Raw genomic sequence first — 17,029 nt, 5'->3', positions numbered from 1 at the left:
CGACGGGTCCGGCGTGTCGCCGGGCGCGCCGCCGCACCCAAGCCCTGGGTCGCCCTCACGTCCGGACCCCTTATGACGCTTGAAACCAAGGCCAAAGACCCGACAGGCGAGCCGGGCGCGCGACGGGCGCCGTTTTGGCGCGACCGCGTCCGCGCCGTACGCCTGCCCGGCGTCACCCCGCTCAACCTCCTGATCGCGGGCGCCTTGATCGTGCTGGTCGCCACCGGGAGCGTGCTGGTCGCGCGCAGCTTCGCACCGGACCGGGCGATCTCTCCGATCAGCGCGCCTGGAGGCGCGCCGCCGGCGTCTGCCGCCGATGTCGCCGTCTTGACGCCCGAGGACTTCGTCCTGTCGCCCGAGGCCTTGCGCCAGCTCGACGCCGACGCCGCGCGCCGGTTCAACCAGGCCATCCCCTTCTCCCGCCTGCCCATACTCGGCGCCAAGCCGTTCATCATGACGCCGGACGACATCGTCCAATATTCCCGCGCGCTCGATTGCCTGACCGCAGCGGTCTATTACGAAGCCGCGTCCGAGGCCGTGCAGGGGCAGGCGGCCGTGGCCCAGGTCGTGCTGAACCGAATGCGCCATCCCGCCTATCCCGGAACCGTCTGCGGGGTCGTGTTCGAGGGCGCGGACCGGACGACCGGCTGCCAGTTCAGCTTCACCTGCGACGGCGCCATGGAGCGCCCTCCGTCGGCCCTGGGCTGGGCGCGGGCGAAGGCGGTGGCCTCGGCGGCCCTGAACGGCGCCGTCGCCACCGAGGTCGGCATGGCGACCCACTATCACACCGACTGGGTCGCGCCCTATTGGGCCGAACGCCTGGTCAAGATGAAACAGATCGGGACGCACATCTTCTATCGTTGGACCGGCGCCTGGGGCCTGCCGCGCGCCTTCGTCAAAACCCATGCGGGCCTTGAACCGATCGTCGCCAAGATGGCGGCCTTGACCCCGCCGCTGGAAATGCTGGACCCGCTCGCCGAACCGATCCTGCCGACCGTCGAAATCTCCGCCACCCTCCCGTCCGTCGTGGTCCCGAGCGGGCTCGAAGCGCCGGCGCGGGCCGACCCGCCCCGCCCTGCCGTCGCGGCGCCGGCGCCGACGCCCGCGCCGGCCCCGGCCCCGGCCCGCGCGGCGATCGCCCCCGTGATCGCCGATCCGCTGGCGTCTCAACCGGCCCCGCCCCCGCGCCGGTCGCGCATTGCGGTCCCCAGCGGCTGGTGATCCGCGCCGCAGCGACCGGCGCTGAGGACCGAGCGCGCCTCGGCGCCGGCGAGCGGCGGTTCGGCCGGACGGCGGGCTAGGACGTGAGCGCGCCGGCGGTCAGGCTGATCGCGGCGCCCGCCGCCCGAGCCTGGAGAAGGTCGCGTCGCGCGCCCTCCAGCCGCAGGCCGGTCAGGACGCCGGTGGCGTAGGCGCCGGTGTCGATGCCGATCCGCCGATGATCCGCGTGAACCCGGTCCACTGGCGTATGGCCGTGCACGACGATCTTGTCGAAGGGCGCCGAGTCCTGCAGGAATTCCGAACGGATCCACATCAGGTCCTCCGGCTCCTGCAGGGCCAGATCCGTCCCGGGACGCGCCCCGGCATGGGCGAAGAAATAGTCCCCGAGCGCGAAGGCGTAGGTCAGGCCCGCCAGGAAGCGGCGATGGCGGTCCGGCAACGCCGCATTCATCTGCGCGCAGGCCGTCTCCCAGCCCTCGGCGGCGCTGCGCAACGCCGGCGCCGGCACCCCATAGGAGGCCAGGGCCTCCCGTCCGCCGTAGTCGCACCAGCCGGGCCCAACCTCCGACTGGGACAAAAAGGCCTCGAACCGGTCCTCGTGATTGCCGCGCAGGAAATGGGTCTCGATGTCCGATCGGTCGGACAGGTCGCACAGCCGTTCGATCACGCCGCGCGACGCGGGCCCCCGGTCGACGTAGTCGCCCAACATGACCACGATCCGCCGCTGGGCGGTCGAGGCCTTGAGATCGTCGACGATCGCCTCGAGCAGGGGCGCAAGCAGGTCGAGCCGGCCATGTACGTCGCCGACCGTCCAGACCACGGTCCCGTCGGGGACGACCGCGACACGGCGGGCCTGCGACCGGCCGCCTTTACGAAAAAGAGAACCAAACATCACCGGCACATGGGCGGGTTCACGGGCGAGGACAAGTCCGCGCGTGGGTCGCGCGCGCCTAGAAGAACCGCTCGCCGATCCGGATGGTGTCGCCGGGCGCGACCTGGGTGGCCGTGGTCAACGGGAAGGCCTGCTCGCCCCCGACATCGGCGCGCTTGATATAGACCCGGCGCGTGTCGGCGCGATAGGTGAAACCCTCGGCGGTCGCGACCGCGTTCAGCACGGTCAGGCCATTGGTGTAGGGGTATTCGCCCGGCTTGTTGACCTCGCCCAGAATATAGAAGGGCCGATAGTTCAGCACTTCCGCGCTGACCCGCGGCTCGTTGATATAACCTTGGCGCAGGGCGTTGGCGATCTCTTCCTGGAACTGGGAAATGGTCAGGCCGGCGGCCTGGACCTCGCCGAGCAAAGGCAGGGACACCTTGCCCGATCCGCCGACGAGAAACTCCCCGGTCAAGGCCTCCTCGCCGAACACATTGACACGGACCTTGTCCGCCGCGCCGAGCCTGTATTCCGGGACGGTGCGCACCCCCTCCTCGACGGCCGGGCCCGAGAGGTTGGCGACCGGCAGGGCGCCGGCGGAACAGCCGGCGATCCCCAGAAGCGCGACCGCGCCGAGACACAGATTGCGAAGCCACGTCGTCATTTCGATCTCCTGCTGCCACCGACCGAGTTGGACGGCCCCCTCAAACCGACGCGTGCATTTTTCGCGCCAACCCGATTGAAACCCTGTTCTATCGTCGATCACCTCTGGTCGTCCACGCTTGATCATAGTGTAATCCCAACCCTAGCGCGCTTTATCAGACGGAGACCGTCCCTTGACGCCCTCAGCGGCCTATCGGCTCAAACTCGGTCTCGTCGGGGCGTTCGGCGTCGGCGCCCTGGCGTTCAGCGGAGCGCTGGCCTACGCCTCGGTCCGGCCGGATCTTCGGGTCCCGGGCCTGGCGGCCCTGGGCGTCGGAGCTGAAACGCGCGCCGACCGCTTGGCGATCGCCGCCCCCACGACCGGCGGCGTCGATCAAGCCCTGACCGCCAACCGGGAGGCCCTAAACGCGGCTCCGATGACCGCAGCCGCCTGGTTGCGCATCGCCTGGTTGCGCACCCAGAACGGCGCGCGCCTCGACAACCAGAGTCTTGAGGCGATCGAAAAGGCCTACAGCGTGACGCCCTTGGGTCCCGACGTCACGACCTGGCGGCTGGCGTTCGTCTATGATCATTGGTCCGATCTGACCCCCGCCCTGCGTAGGGACGCCACCGCCGAACACTATGAAACGGCGCTGAGGCGGCCTGCGCGCCTCGACACGGCGGCGATCGCCGATCCGTCGGGTCGGCTGGCGGCGATCCTCACCGAAGCCCGGGCCGCGGCCGAACGCGCCAAACGGCGCCAGGCGCGAAATGCAGAACTCACCGAGGCCAAAACCTAGCCAAACACGCGTAACCGTGTTCTCAGGGACACTCACGGCGGGAAATGTTGCGGTGCAACCCTGGCTCCGCCATTAATCCTTTGCCGCCGACGGCGCTTCAAGGTTAGCATATCCTTAAGTCCAACCAGGTCGATGACGATGAAAACCTTCCTCCTCTCAGCCGCTTTTCGCGCCATCGCCGCCACTGCAGGCGTCGGCGCCGTGTTTGTCCCGATGGCCGCCGTCGCGCAGACGGACGTCGGCGCGCTGAGCCTCAGCCTCCAGACCGCGATCGCGGACGCCCAGACAGCGGCTGCGGCCGCCGGCCTGAGCCAGGCGGACGCTAAAGCGGCGATCATCGCTGCGATCCAAACCACGATCGTAGACAGCGGCGCGTCGCCGGCCGAAGCCGCCACGGCTCTGACGAACGCCCGCGTCGCGCTTTCGGCCTCGGGCGCGCTCAGCCCGGCGGCCGCCGCCGCGACCCAATCGGTCTACGCCGTCATCGCCGGCATGACCCCCTCGGGCGCGCCGGCCGCCAGCGGCCCGGCCAGCGGCCCGGCTCCGGTGTCGGCCCCGCCCTCAGCGGGCGGCGGCGGCGGCGGCGGCTCGGATTATCGGCCGACCACCTAAGGTCTGAAGTCGCCCCTGCGGGGGCCGTCTATTCTCGAGTTATCTGGACGCTCGCTTCAGCGGGCGGGGGGGCCGGTCAACGATGTCGATCATTAGCAGAAGCTTGACGGTCTTGCTGGCCATGGGCGCCGCCGCCCAGGCGGGCGCCGTCGCGGCCCAGAGCACTTCGGGCTCACTGCGTTCGGCGGCGTCTCAGTCGGTCGATCTGTTCGCGCGCGACCGCAGCGTCGCCGTGCGCGACCGCCCTCACCCGGAATACGAGGCCTATGGCCTGCGCCTGGGCGCCTTCACAGCCTATCCGAAGCTGGACGTCGCTACGGAATACAACGACAACATCTACGCGGTCGCCTCGGGCGAGGTCAGCGACAGCATCCTGCGCATCAAGCCGGAAGTCTCGATCGCGTCGGGCTGGTCCCGCAACGCCGTGTCGGCCTACGCCCGCGGCGCTTTCAGCCGTTATTCCGACTACGGCTCCGAGGACACCAACGACTATGGCTTCGGCGCCAACGGACGTCTGGACATCACCCGCGCCGCCAATCTCCTGGCCGGGGCCGACTTCGCCCATCTGGCTGAGCCCCGGACCTCGTCGAGCGCCCCGGCCTCGACGGTCTCCCCGATCGAATACGACATGACCTCGGCCTATCTGGCCGGCTCCCAGACGCGGGGGCGGGTCCGCTTTTCCGGGCGGGGCGACGTCCGCAGCTTCAACTACGAGGACGGCCGCACGATCGCCGGCGCCGTGGTCGAGCAGGGTGATCGCGACCGGACGATCAGCAGCATCACCGGCCGGACCGACGTGGCCCTCAGCCCGGCCACGGCCCTGTTCGTCCAGGCGACCGGCAATTCCCGCGACTACGACGTCGCCTCGACGACCCTCAACCCCGCCCGGGATTCATCGGGCTACGAGGTGCTGGCCGGCGCGAACTTCGAAATCGGGGCCCTGGCGCGCGGCGAAGTCGCCGCCGGCTATATCCAGCAGGAATTCGATTCCCCCGCCTTTGGCGACGTGAGTGGTCTGGGCGCGCGGGCGTCGATCGAATATTTCCCGACCCAGCTGACCACCCTGACCACGACCGTGTCGCGAACCGTCGAAGACGCCGCCATCGACGGCGCGGGCGGCTATCTGTCGTCCTCGGTCGGCCTGCAGGCCGATCACGAGCTCATGCGCAATGTCATTCTGGGCGGACAGCTGACCTACGCCGAGGACGACTACGAGGGCATCGACCGGACCGACGAACGCCTCGAAGCCTCGCTCCGGGCGACCTATCTGGTCAACCGCCGCCTCGGCGTGAGCCTGGCCGCGTCCAGCTTCAAACAAACCTCGAGCGGGGCGAACGAAGGCGTGGACTTCAAGGTCAATCGCCTGATGCTGTCGCTTGTCGGACAGTTCTAGAGCCTGCCTCTCCCGGCGAAAGTCTGGGCGTTCGCCGCGCCCCTGGCTCCTGCGCGCTCCAGGCTGTAATCTGACCTCACTATTTCTTCCCGTACCAAGGCGTCCATGACCTACACATCTGCTCCGCCGTCGGCGCCCGCTCATGGACATAGTGGGTCGGACTGGGGCGACGATGGTCCACCGCCCCAGGGGCTGGGCCAGGCGATCGACCTGAAGCGGCTGATCGCGGTCTTTCGCCGCCGTCTGAAGCTCTTCATCGCGATCGTTCTGCTCGTCCTGGCCGCCGCGATCGTGGTGACAGTGCGCGCGACGCCGCTCTATACGGCGACCGCCAATCTGATCATCGACACCCGCAAGGAAAACATTGTGGACGCCGAGGCGGTGCTGTCCGGCCTGACGGCGGACACCGGCGTCGTCGACACCGAGGTCGAAATCCTCAAGTCGCGACACCTCGCCGAAACCGTCGTCGACACGCTCAAGCTCACCGAAGACCCGGAGTTCAATCCGGCCCTGCGCGCGCCCGGCGTGCTCCAGTCCGTGGCCGGCGGCGTCGCGAGCCTGTTCGGCGCCGCGGCCCCGGACGCCGCCCGCGCCCGCCTGAGCGCGATCGAGGCCCAAAAGGTCAAGGAAGGGGTCGTCGACACCGTTCTAAGCCGTCTGTCCATTCGCCGCGCCGGCCTGACCTATGTGATGAGCGTCGGCTTCTCCTCCGAGGATCCGGCCAAGGCCGCCCGGATCGCCAACACCTTCGCCGACCGCTATCTGCTCGACCAGCTCGACGCCAAGTTCGACGCGACCCGCCAGGCGAACGAATGGCTCAACGGGCGCCTGAGCGACCTGCGGATCGAGGTGCAGCAGGCCGAAGCCGCCGTCGAGCAGTATCGCACCGCCAACAACCTGCTGAGCGCCTCGGGCGCGACCCTGACCGAGCAGGAGATTTCGACCTACAACCAACAGCTCGCGACCGTGCGCGCTCAACAGGCGGAAGCTGAGGCCCGCCTGCGGACCGCGCGCGCCCAACTCGCCAGCGGATCGACCGGCGACGACGTCGGCGAAGCCCTGGGCTCCCAGGTCGTCCAAACCCTCCGCGCCCAGCGGGCCACGGTCAGCGGCCGCGTCGCCGATCTGACCAGCCGCTACGGCCCGCGCCACCCCGACATGCTGCGGGCCCAACGCGAACTGTCCGACATCGACACCCAGATCCAGGCCGAGATCCAGCGCATCATTTCCAACCTGGAAGCCCAGGCCCAGGTGGCGCGCGAACGCACCGCCTCAATGGCGAACAGCCTCGGCGGCGCCCGAGGCGCCCTGGCGGCCAACAACGCCGCCGGCGTGCGACTGAACGAACTCGAGCGCAACGCCGAGTCGAGCCGAACCCTGTACCAAAGCTTCCTGGACCGCTTCAAGGAAACCAGCGCCCAGGAGGGGATCCAGCAATCCGACGCCCGCATCGTCTCGCGCGCGGCGATCCCGACGGCCCCCTCCTCGCCCAACATCCCGCTCAATCTGGCGCTCGGCCTGGTTCTGGCGATCGGCGCCGGCCTGGCGATGATCGTCCTGGCCGAGATGCTCGATTCCGGCCTGACGACGGGCGAGGACATCGAACGCCGGTTCAATCTTCCCCATCTGGGCTCGGTGCCCATTCTGTCCTCAGTGGCGGAGCCGGCGGATCGCCACGAAACTCCGGTGGACTATGTGCTGAAGCGCCCGCTGTCGAGCTTCACCGAAGCCGTGCGGGCCTTGCGCGCCTCGATCCTGTATTCGCGGATCGGCCAGGACATCAAGGTGATCGCCCTGACCTCGGCCCTGCCGGGCGAAGGCAAGACGACCACGGCCATCTGCCTGGGGCGCGTCGCCGCCCAGTCGGGCGCCCGCGTCATCCTGATCGACTGCGACCTGCGCCGCCGCAACGTCAACCGCCTGCTGGGCGTGGAGCCGGAACAGGGGCTGCTCGAGGTTCTGAACCGCTCGGCGAGCCTGGAGACGGCGCTTCACCATGACACGGCGTCCGGCATGACCGTCCTGCCGCTCGCCAAGAACAGTTTCACCCCCAAGGACGTGTTCGGCTCCGAGGCGATGACGCAACTGCTGGCGCACCTGCGCGGGGCGTTCGACCTGGTGATCCTCGACACCGCCCCGGTCCTGGCCGTCGCCGATACGCGGATCCTCGCCGCTCACGCCGATGCGGTCGTCTTCCTGACCCTGTGGCGCAAGACGCCCGAGAAGGCGATCTCCAACGCCCTGAAGCTGCTGAGCCAGTCCGGCAGCCACGTCGCCGGCATCGCCATGACCCAGGTGGATATGGTCGCCCAGTCCCGTTACGGCTACGGCGACGCCGGCTACTACTATGGCGACTACAAGAAATACTACGCCAGCTGACGCGGCCCTCGTCATGACGGACCCTTCGCCGCGGCCTAAACGATCAAATCCCGGCTTTGCGCCGTCCAGGCCCCGGCAAGGCAGGGCCAGGCCCGCCTCGCCGGGGTCCGGCCGGACGGGTTGGAAGACCCGCGCCGCGGTCGGACTGGTCCCGGCCCTTCTGGCGCTCGCCCATCTGACCTTCGGGGCCAACCAGCCCGTCGCCGCCCTGTGGTTTTCCGCCCTGCTGGCCCTGGCCCTGGTCGTCGCCCTCGCCCTCCCCGATGTGCGCCTCGGCCTGCACGACCTGGCGCCGTTCGCGCCCCTGGCGCTTCTGTTCGGCGCCGCGCTCTGCGCGGCCGCCTGGTCCTTCACCGCCTGGGCGCCGGGCGGCGCCCATCCGATCTGGGCCTGGGCGGGCGCGCCGAGCGGCGCCCTTACGGTCAATCGGCCCGCCACCCTGATCGAAATCGCCAAACTGGCCGGCCTGGCCTGCATCTTTCTGGTCGGCGCCCTGCAATCGGCGCGCTACGCCTGGGCCTCGGCGACCTTTCAAGCCGTGCTGGCGATCGGCGCCGTCTATGGGGCGATCTCGCTGCTGATGTTCGTCTCGGGCGCCCAGCTGATGGCGGGCGAACGGCTCTCGGGAGGCTTCCTCAGCCCCAACAGCGCCGGGTCCGTCTTCGGCGTCCTGACCGTCCTCGGTCTCGGCAATCTGTTGCGCGACAGCCGCCAGACCGCCGGTCTGGATGCCGCCAGCCGGCTCGGCAAGGTCGCGGTTCCGCTCGCCTATGTCCTGTTGTCGGCGACCTGTCTGCTGCTGACGGCCTCGCGGATGGGCGTAGCGGCCACGGCGCTCGCCGGCGGCGTCCTGCTCGCCTGGGAATTGTTCGACGCCCGGCGTCAAAGGTTGCCGCTGCTCTTGGCCGGCGGCGTCCTGGTCCTGACGGCTCTGATCTTGATCAGCGGCGGCAACGACCTCCTGTGGACCCGGCTGGAGACGGTGGAGGCCGACCGCCTCATACGTTCAGACATCTTCGCGGCCCACTGGTCGGCCTTCCTGGCCTCGCCCCTGTTCGGCTACGGCCTGGGGTCGTTCATCGACATCAACAACCAGATCATGACGGCCGGCAACTACGACGATCTCTGGGCCATCCGGGCGACGCATAATGTCTATCTGCAGTGGCTGGAAGAAGCCGGCCTCGTCGGCGCGGCCCCGATGTTCGCGCTGCTGGGCCTGATCATGATCCTCTCGACGGTCCGGTCGGGATCGGTGAACCGCGGTCAGACGCTCCTGCGCGCCCTGATCGTCTCCTCCCTGGTCCTTCTGCTCCACGGCGCGACCGATTTTGCGCTTCAGGTGCCGTCCATCGCCGCCTTCTGGGCCTTCCTGCTGGGCTGCCAGTACAGTTTCGGCCGACGCTAGCGCCGGATCGCCGCCTTCGCGCAGGCGAAGCGAAAGCGCTCGCCACGCGCCGCTCGACGAACTTCGCTTTTTCTATTGCTTATTGCGCTGCAACATAGGACGCTCGCCTCAATCTTCCGGGCTTGGCGGCGCGACACCACGGCTCGACGCACGACGGGTGCAGGGGGCGGGCAAGCAGGTCCGACCCGTTGTCTCCGCCGCGGCGCCCGCCCCTCATCAAGGCCTGAACATCAATGCCGCGCTTGATCCCCCCTCGGCTGCGCAAGGCCGTTCTGCCCGTCGCGGGCCTCGGCACCCGGGTTCTGCCCGGCACAAAGACGACCCCCAAGGAACTGCTGAACGTCGTCGATCGGCCGATCCTCTCCTACATCGTCGAAGAAGCCCGCGAAGCCGGCATCGAACATATCGTCTTCGTCACCGGCCGCTCGAAGGGCGCGATCGAGGACTATTTCGATCACCAGATCGAGCTTGAGGCCCAGCTGCTGGCCAAGGGCAAGACCGACATTCTGGAAATGATGAACGCCGAACTGGCCTCGGCCGGCGAGATGAGCTTCACCCGCCAGATGCAGCCCAAGGGGCTGGGCCACGCCGTCTGGTGCGCCCGCGACATCATCGGCCGCGAACCCTTCGCCGTGCTTCTGCCCGACGTCATCGTCGACGGCCAACCCGGCGCGCTGAAACAACTGCTGGACGCCTATGCGGACGTGGGCGGCAATCTGATCGGCGTCGAAGCCGTGCCGGAGAGCGAGACCCACAAATACGGCATCGTCGATCCGGCCGGCCGCGACGGCCGCCGCATCACCATGAAGGGCATGGTGGAAAAGCCGGCCAAGGGGACCGCGCCGTCGAACCTGTCGATCTCGGGCCGCTACATCCTGCAGCCGGAAATCTTCGACCTTCTGGCCACCCAGGAACGCGGCGCCGGCAACGAGATCCAGCTGACCGACGCCATGGCCCGGCTGATGGCCGATCAACCGTTCACCGCCGTCGAATATGAGGGCGTGACCCATGACTGCGGCGACAAGATCGGCCTGTTGCGCGCCAATGTCGCCCTGGCCCTGAAACGCCCCGACCTGGGTGAGGCCGCGCGGGCGGCGCTGACGTCTTATTTCACCTGACAGAGGACAGATCCGGTGAACGCATCTCCCGATTCTGACAGGGCCGCGCCGGCGGCCAAGTCGGTCAGGATAGGTGTAGGTCTTGTTCACCCTGTCGCTGAACGGTCTCTTTGTCAGGCGGCGGTAGGATTGCGTATGCCCCCCCATCGCCGCACCCTCCTTCGTATCCTTTTCGCCGCCCTCTGCTGCGCGGCGGTCCCGATCATGCTGCTCAAACAGTTCCAGGGGCTGGAGGGGGTCTTCGGGCTCAATGACAAGGCCGCCCATGCCCTTGCCTTCTACGCCGCCTGCATCGCCTTGTTCGTCGTCGCGCCGCGCGCCCGTCGTCGAGATCTATGTCTGATCGTGCTGGCGGCGGCTGTCGTGGTGGAACTGCTGCAGCAGTTCACAGGCCGCAGCGCTTCCCTGGGCGACTTCTTCGCCGGCGCCGCCGGCGTCGCGGCGGCCTGGGCGCCCGGCAAGATCGAAGAGATTCGCCGCCGGATTCGCGGCCTTCCGGACCGCCGCGACAGTGCGCCAGACGCGGCCGCCGCCTCGGTGAGTCCACCCAAGAGCGAGATCGTCGGCCTCTGACCGAGGCCGTGTAAAAACAGCTGAGCGACGGCGGAGTCCTGACCATGACCGACGCAAGGTGATCGAAGACACCGACATTGTCGCGGTCAACCACCGCATCGCCGCCATCGGCCGACGCGGAACCGTCGCCGTTCCCGAAGGCGTCGCGGCTTCATCGCCGCGTCTACGGGGCCGGAGACCAAGCCCAGCGAGACCCTGTTCGGATACGTCAAGGCGCTCTACAATCCGCGCCGCGTGCACGCAGCACGGCGCTATCTGACCGGCCAAGGCCGGCCGAAAGCGCTCAGATCCGCTCGATAAGTTGAAAGCGCCGCTTTGGCGTGCTGACAGAATTCGACACCCTCAACTGTGCCGGTCCGCATGACCGCATCCGGTAAGAAGTGTGACCTATGATGTTTCTCGATGGAGCCGCCGCCCTGCAGCAAATCCAGCATTGCGCTGCAACCTCTGACCGCTGCCGGCTTGCTGTGGCTTTCTGGGGCGCCGGCTCCGCCCAGATGCTCCTTGAGCGCAACCGCCCCGCCCGTATCATCTGCAACCTCGCGATCGGCGGGTCCGATCCGGCCGAGATCGAGCGCTTGATCGCCTCCGGCGCGGAGGTGATGCAGGCCGATGATTTGCAAGCCCAAGTCTATCTCTTTGATGACGCCGTCATCCTAGGCTCTGCCCTCGCCGGTTTGGACCCGTTGTCCTTCCAAGACAGCGGCGGTCTCCGTCGCAGAGAAGCAAACGCGATGATCCGCCACCCGAGCTTCATTGCGACGGTCGAAGCCTGGTTCGACACCCTCCAAACCCGTGCGATCACTCAGACGGATCTCGCCCAAGCCCGGACAGCCTGGACGAACCGCCGCCGCTGGGCCGATGCGCCGACGCAGGACCGTTCCCTTCTGACGAAGCTCCAAAGCGAGACCGGGCTGTTCGAGAATAAGCCCGCCTGGCTCGTCCTGAGATCGGATAAAAGGAGCCTGCAGGCTGCGGCGTTCGTCGAGGCGCTCCGAGCGACCGAGAACCCCCGCCTGGGCGCGTACGAGACCTTTCCCGGCCTGCCGCCCGAAGGACAGTTGTTCGGGCTGCGGATCGACCGCGACGATATTGAGTTCGACGGATGCTGGGAACGGTCGCGTCAGCTCGTGGATCGGAACCTCGACGGCAGCGTGCTTCATCTGGTGCTCAGACGCGACGACATCCTCGGGCTGGTCTGGAATGAAAGCGAGAAACCCCAGTGGAAAGGGGTGGTCGATCTGGTGCTTCATTCCCGCTACTGGAACGACGAGCTCGGCTGCGCCGCCATTCCGTTGACGCAGGTCTCCAACCTGCTGCAGGCCGGGGCTGCGGCCAATCCAAACTAAGGATAGGTTTGGCGCCGTCGGGTCGTGATCGCTTGCCTGGGCCGGAAAGAGCCCCAAATCCGGGCGTCCGGCGGCGCTCCGGCACGATCCGCGCCGCGCCCTCGGTGCGGCGTGGATGATTTTCGGCGGTTTGATAGGCTAGGTACCCACCTCCTGCCGACCTCGGCAGGATCAGCTAATTCGCTCGATCCGGATCGCGTTTTCACACAGCCTCAGTTAGCAGCAGCAGTTGGCGGCTGAGCTCTGACATGCGCCAAAACCGGTCCTCAAGCGACAGTGAGCAAGCGGACCTTCCCATGCCGGTGCGGATTACGGGTGGTCCTCGGCGAGGATCGCCTTGAGGATGGCTTCGGATCGTCGTTGTCCGTAACCGCGACCATAGGCGCTCGAGGTGACCGCGATCACCAGATTCCGCTCCGGAATGACATAGATCTTGTTCCCGCCGTTTCCCGACGCGAAGCGGACCGCGACCGTCCCGTCGCCGATCCGGTAGGTCTTGGCGTACCAGAAATAGCCATAGGCGTCGGCATAGGGGTCGTCGGCCTCCGGCGGGATCGGGACGCGGGGTTCGAGCATGGCGGCGAGGCCCGCCTCGCTGACGATACGTTGCCCCTGGTAGAGGCCTCCCGCCCTCACGACCTCGCCAATCCGGGCGAAGTCCCGCGCGTTCAGCCAGAGGTTTCCCTGCCCTTTCGTATGGCCGCCCCGATCCGCGTCCCATCGCCAGGCATCGATATCCAGGGGCGTGAAGAGCGCCTCCTCGGCGAAACGGGACAGGGATTGACCCACAGCCTTCTCGATGACCAGGCCGGCGACATATGCGGTCAGGGAGTTGTAGCGATACAGGGTTCCCGGCGCGTTCGCTCTCGGCACCGCGAGCGTGAAGGCCAGCGGATCGGCGGCCTCATCAAGAAAAACCTCGTCGCCGGGCGAGGGTGTGTCCCCGTCGAAAGCGGCCAGACCCGACCGCATCGTCAGCACTTCACTGAGCCGCACATCGCCGATGGCGCTGCCCGTCGCTTCGGGCCAGTAGGTCTGAACCGGGTCCGACAGGGCTGAGATCAGGCCGCGGTCCACGGCGATCGTCGCGAGCAGGGCCGTGACGCTCTTGCCCGCGGACCTGACGTCATGAAGCGTCTCGCTGGTCTCCCCGTTGAAGTAACGTTCGGCCACGACCTGGCCGTCGCGCATCACGACGACCGCATTCAGGTCCGGGTTTCCGTCGTGGTCCCAACGGGCGAGGACAGCGTCCAAGACGTCCTCAGAGGCGCTGGCCGGGCCCGGAGTGGCTGCGCAGGCGAGGAGGCTGAATGTCATCACTAAAGCAAGGGCGAGGCGCATGGTTCGATCCTGTTCGATCTGTTCTTCAGGGATCCTGGCTTGACTGGAGACATTTGTCCTGGACCGGTGCCTGCTGGCAATCTTCCGAAAGCGGACGTCGCAAACAGCCGGGTTGAGTCAGACCCGGACTTTCCTTTATTAGCTGTAGTACCTTGCGGCCCGCCTCCTAAGACGGCTCCTAGAGGCCCGTTCCCTTGCCTCGCCCATGACAAATCTCCGCAATTCCACGCACGCCGACGACGAACCCCACCTCCTGTCCAACCGGCAGAGGCGCTGCGCCAGGCCTCATCCGCGCGTACTGCTCGACCCCAGCCTCGTCCTGAACGATGACATAGGGCTGGGCGCCCAGTTCGTCGTGAAACCCTGACTTGACCACCCGCCCGCGCAACTGACCCGGCTGCGCCTGTCGGACCTGCGCCCCCGCCTCCAGACGCCTCTGGTTCATCGTACGGATGATGTCCCGGCGAACCTGAAGCGTCCGCAGCGTCGTTTCCATGTCGGGATTGAGCCGGTAACGCCGACCTTCCCGCCTCGCCAAACCCAGGGTCTCGAGGTGGCGCAGCCGTCCACGCGACAGCGCCGTCCAGGCGTCCGTCCCGCCGACACCGTCCTCGACCCGTCCAGCGCAATCCTGCGCCGCGATCAGACGCCGATCCAAGGCCGTGAACTGATCGGCCTGGGTCAGCGTCCAGACCCGCCGTTCGGCGTCCTGCCGCGACAGGTCGCCAAGCCGCTCCTGCGCCACCTCCTGCGCCCGGGCCCTGAAGCCATAGGCGATGTAATCCCTCGGAATGACCAGGTCCCGGCCGTCCCCTCTCTTGCCCCGCACCAGCACATGAGCGTGCGGCTGGTCGGTGTCGTAGTGGCAGGTGGCTCGCCAATCGAGATTCGGCTCTCCGAGGTCCGCCGAGACCCGCGCCATGACCTCACGGACATAGGTTTTCAGATCCGCGATCCGATCGCCATGCTCGGGCGAGATGATGAAGCGGAAATGATGCCGGTCCCCCTGCCAACCGCCGACCATTTCAGCGGGATCAACATCGTCCGACGCGCGATCGAAGAAGTGGGGCTGCGAACCGTCCAGCCCAGCCCCTGCCCGCCCGAGGTAGGCCACATGCTTGGCCAGGGCGACGCCGCGCTCGGCCCCCTTGCCCAGGTGCCGAGAGATTAGCGCCTTCACGATCACCCGCTGGCCCACGTCGGGCCGGAACGGCCGGCCTGACCGCTTCTGCGCCGCCCGGAGCACCCCCGATCGGTCGCCCAAGGCGAAGGTCCTTGAGCTCGCCAGGCGACGCATCAGGCCGACCCGGACGCCGACCTTGTCCGGCTTCATCGACAGCGGCAGACGAACGGCCAGCGTCGTTTCCGCAAGCGCCGGGTCCGTTTCGACCCGCGCCGCAATCCTGTCGCTGACCAGCACGATCAAGCCTCCGCGTTCTTCTGTGGCAGGACAGCGGACCGACAACTCAGCGCAAGTCGTCCAGCGCCTTAGACCCCGCTCCTAATCCACTGACAGAATGCAAGAAAACAGAACGGCCAAAAACCTCTTTTATCTTGCCCTCTTAATCGGGCTCTTCTCTTTCTTCTTCGGCATGACCGTCTTCCTTTCTCTGATGGTCTCCAGTGTACTCCGATGGACGAGTAGACGCGAGAATCGACGCTTTGAGGTTGGATCCGTGTTTCTTGGGAGAAGTCGAGGCGCGCCGTGCACTCTTCCGGGCTCATCGACGGCGGGCTTGGGACCGTCTGAGCGGTCGTCGAGCCGTCGAGGCACATGCTGCTATCGGACTCGCGGGGCATCGTCACAGGCACTCGAGCGTGGTCCTGGATCACTCCGGCCACAGGCAAGATATCGTGCTTCCCGCATTCCATGGTCTGCGCCCTTTCTCTCCGCCGAAGCGGATCTCCTTGCGTTCAGGCGGCCGCAGCCGCGTCGCGTATGGGGATGATCCCGGTCATGCACAGGCTCCGAGAAGCTTGCGGTCCTTGGCCGAGGTCGTGGTCGTGGAGGTGCTGTCGGCAGGTCGGTCGAGGTACTCGGTGCCGTCGCGCCACATGGCGTGCATGATCACCGCGAGCTTGCGGGCGACCGCCACGACCGCCTTCTTGTGGCAGCGTTTGGCGAGCTTCATGCCCCAGGTCTTGAGCGCCGTCGTGCCCTTGAAGCGCGTCAGCATGGCGCTGGCGGCCTCGTAGAGCGCGCGTCGAACATCGGGGTCGCCGGCCTTGCTGATGCGGCCCTGGATGTCGATCGACGAGCCGGACTGCCAACGTTTGGACGTCAGTCCGAAGTAGGCGGCGACGTTGCGCGAGCGGCGGAACCGGGCCGGATCGTCGATCGCCGTGACGAAGGTCAGGGCGGTGATCGGCCCTACGCCGGGGATCGCCATAAGCCGTCGGCACAGGGCGTCCTGAGCGACGATCTTGACCACCAGATCGTGCAGTTTGAGGTACTGTTTCCACAGCGCGGCGCGGGCTTCGAGCATGCAGTCCATCAACTCGGCGGTCAGCGGATCGTCGGCCGACGCCGTGCGCACCGCCGCATCGAAGCCGCCGCGACCGACCTTGTTCAACCGCACGCCGAAGCTCTTCAACGAGTGGCGGATGGTGTTCTCCAGATCGAGGAACTTGCGCTTCAGGTTACGGCGCTGGATCAGCAACAGCCGCAGCCGGTAGGCCTGGTCGGTCTTCACATGGGCCTGGCGGAACCAGCCGGTGCGCATCAGATGGGCCAGGCCCAGCGCGTCGGCGGCGTCGGTCTTGTTGCGCTGGGCCGCCATTGTCGCGCGGACATGGCGGGTTTCCAGACAGACCACCGGCACGCCCAGGGCCTTCAGACCGGGCTGAAGCCACGGCGACAACGAACCCGCCTCGTGCCCGACGCGGCGCAAAGTCCGCGCGAACGGCGCCAGCACCGTCGCGATCGCTTCGGGATCGGTAAGAACGGAGCAGCGCATCAGCACCGTCCCCTCGGTATCGACGACGCACACCGCCGTCTCCTCCATCGACACGTCCAGACCGGCAAAATGCTCCACGGCTGATCTCCTCCTGCGCAGGGCGGGACGAGGGACTTCGCCCGCTGGCGGGAGTTTGGCGCCGCGACCGGGCCGCTGAAACCCGGCCGCCACTGGTGGATCGCCGAGCCCGAATACGGCGGCAGTCAGCCCGTTTCTGCAGATTTTCAGACATCGCCGTCATAGGTCCGCACATCCGATCCATCCCGCACAACGGTCTTGTCGATGTCGCCCCCCCCAACAGTAGGATTGGCCATAGCCTTCGAAGACGCCCCCGGATGACAGACAAAATCCCGCCCGGCCGAAGC

Annotated in this window: 14 protein-coding genes; 9 read left to right on the top strand and 5 right to left on the bottom strand. The window is 67.4% G+C overall.

The features are described 5' to 3' along the window. Window positions 1–72: 72 nt before the first annotated feature. Complete coding sequence (locus tag ACVPT3_RS06380) at window positions 73–1,221, top strand: cell wall hydrolase (RefSeq protein ID WP_492043321.1); 1,149 nt, start codon at window positions 73–75, stop codon at window positions 1,219–1,221. Window positions 1,222–1,297: 76 nt separating this feature from the next. Here ACVPT3_RS06380 and ACVPT3_RS06375 read toward each other — a convergent pair whose 3' ends face one another. Beyond that, window positions 1,298–2,113, bottom strand: a complete 816-nt coding sequence (locus tag ACVPT3_RS06375; protein WP_492043320.1) for a metallophosphoesterase family protein — start codon at window positions 2,111–2,113, stop codon at window positions 1,298–1,300. 58 nt (window positions 2,114–2,171) lie between these two features. Further along, complete coding sequence (locus ACVPT3_RS06370; RefSeq protein WP_492043319.1) at window positions 2,172–2,759, bottom strand: polysaccharide biosynthesis/export family protein; 588 nt, start codon at window positions 2,757–2,759, stop codon at window positions 2,172–2,174. A gap of 172 nt (window positions 2,760–2,931) precedes the next feature. Here ACVPT3_RS06370 and ACVPT3_RS06365 point away from each other — a divergent pair, with 172 nt between their 5' ends. The 8 genes from ACVPT3_RS06365 (at window position 2,932) to ACVPT3_RS06330 (ending at window position 12,366) form a co-directional block, all read left to right on the top strand. After that, window positions 2,932–3,537: a hypothetical protein gene (locus ACVPT3_RS06365; protein WP_492043318.1), complete on the top strand. Its 606-nt coding sequence runs from the start codon at window positions 2,932–2,934 to the stop codon at window positions 3,535–3,537. 132 nt (window positions 3,538–3,669) lie between these two features. Then, the gene (locus ACVPT3_RS06360; protein WP_492043317.1) at window positions 3,670–4,149 is read left to right on the top strand and encodes a hypothetical protein; all 480 of its coding nucleotides are present in this window, start codon (window positions 3,670–3,672) and stop codon (window positions 4,147–4,149) included. A gap of 103 nt (window positions 4,150–4,252) precedes the next feature. Continuing rightward, the gene (locus ACVPT3_RS06355) at window positions 4,253–5,542 is read left to right on the top strand and encodes an outer membrane beta-barrel protein (RefSeq protein WP_492043316.1); all 1,290 of its coding nucleotides are present in this window, start codon (window positions 4,253–4,255) and stop codon (window positions 5,540–5,542) included. A gap of 105 nt (window positions 5,543–5,647) precedes the next feature. Next, entirely contained in the window at window positions 5,648–7,921 is a 2,274-nt protein-coding gene (locus ACVPT3_RS06350; protein ID WP_492043315.1) for a GumC family protein, read from the top strand. 13 nt (window positions 7,922–7,934) lie between these two features. Continuing rightward, window positions 7,935–9,326, top strand: coding sequence for an O-antigen ligase family protein (locus ACVPT3_RS06345; protein ID WP_492043314.1), 1,392 nt, complete (start codon window positions 7,935–7,937; stop codon window positions 9,324–9,326). Between the two features lie 233 nt (window positions 9,327–9,559). Then, a complete protein-coding gene (locus ACVPT3_RS06340; protein ID WP_008261934.1) occupies window positions 9,560–10,444 on the top strand; it encodes a UTP--glucose-1-phosphate uridylyltransferase in 885 nt (294 codons plus the stop codon). Between the two features lie 135 nt (window positions 10,445–10,579). After that, a complete protein-coding gene (locus ACVPT3_RS06335; protein WP_492043313.1) occupies window positions 10,580–11,017 on the top strand; it encodes a hypothetical protein in 438 nt (145 codons plus the stop codon). A 389-nt stretch (window positions 11,018–11,406) separates the two neighbouring features. Then, window positions 11,407–12,366, top strand: coding sequence for a phospholipase D family protein (locus ACVPT3_RS06330; RefSeq protein WP_492043312.1), 960 nt, complete (start codon window positions 11,407–11,409; stop codon window positions 12,364–12,366). 309 nt (window positions 12,367–12,675) lie between these two features. On the opposite strand, the gene ACVPT3_RS06325 is transcribed toward ACVPT3_RS06330, so the two are convergent. The 3 genes from ACVPT3_RS06325 to ACVPT3_RS06315 form a co-directional block, all read right to left on the bottom strand. Then, complete coding sequence (locus ACVPT3_RS06325) at window positions 12,676–13,707, bottom strand: serine hydrolase domain-containing protein (protein WP_492041172.1); 1,032 nt, start codon at window positions 13,705–13,707, stop codon at window positions 12,676–12,678. Between the two features lie 178 nt (window positions 13,708–13,885). After that, window positions 13,886–15,127, bottom strand: coding sequence for a DUF3363 domain-containing protein (locus ACVPT3_RS06320; protein ID WP_492043311.1), 1,242 nt, complete (start codon window positions 15,125–15,127; stop codon window positions 13,886–13,888). A 535-nt stretch (window positions 15,128–15,662) separates the two neighbouring features. Next, window positions 15,663–16,742, bottom strand: coding sequence for an IS110 family RNA-guided transposase (locus tag ACVPT3_RS06315; protein WP_492040729.1), 1,080 nt, complete (start codon window positions 16,740–16,742; stop codon window positions 15,663–15,665). Window positions 16,743–17,029 lie beyond the last annotated feature (287 nt).

The sequence above is a fragment of the Brevundimonas sp. FV1ps31S genome, assembly GCF_058681265.1.
The sequence above is the reverse complement of the archived record's forward strand: the minus strand, read 5'-3'. Positions and strand labels throughout refer to the sequence as shown.

Coding starts and splice junctions, on each gene's coding strand:
- ACVPT3_RS06380 (WP_492043321.1), top strand. CDS start 73: ATGACGCTTGAAACCAAGGCCAAAGACCCGACAGGCGAGCCGGGCGCG.
- ACVPT3_RS06375 (WP_492043320.1), bottom strand. CDS start 2,113: ATGTTTGGTTCTCTTTTTCGTAAAGGCGGCCGGTCGCAGGCCCGCCGT.
- ACVPT3_RS06370 (WP_492043319.1), bottom strand. CDS start 2,759: ATGACGACGTGGCTTCGCAATCTGTGTCTCGGCGCGGTCGCGCTTCTG.
- ACVPT3_RS06360 (WP_492043317.1), top strand. CDS start 3,670: ATGACGATGAAAACCTTCCTCCTCTCAGCCGCTTTTCGCGCCATCGCC.
- ACVPT3_RS06350 (WP_492043315.1), top strand. CDS start 5,648: ATGACCTACACATCTGCTCCGCCGTCGGCGCCCGCTCATGGACATAGT.
- ACVPT3_RS06345 (WP_492043314.1), top strand. CDS start 7,935: ATGACGGACCCTTCGCCGCGGCCTAAACGATCAAATCCCGGCTTTGCG.
- ACVPT3_RS06340 (WP_008261934.1), top strand. CDS start 9,560: ATGCCGCGCTTGATCCCCCCTCGGCTGCGCAAGGCCGTTCTGCCCGTC.
- ACVPT3_RS06335 (WP_492043313.1), top strand. CDS start 10,580: ATGCCCCCCCATCGCCGCACCCTCCTTCGTATCCTTTTCGCCGCCCTC.
- ACVPT3_RS06330 (WP_492043312.1), top strand. CDS start 11,407: ATGATGTTTCTCGATGGAGCCGCCGCCCTGCAGCAAATCCAGCATTGC.
- ACVPT3_RS06325 (WP_492041172.1), bottom strand. CDS start 13,707: ATGCGCCTCGCCCTTGCTTTAGTGATGACATTCAGCCTCCTCGCCTGC.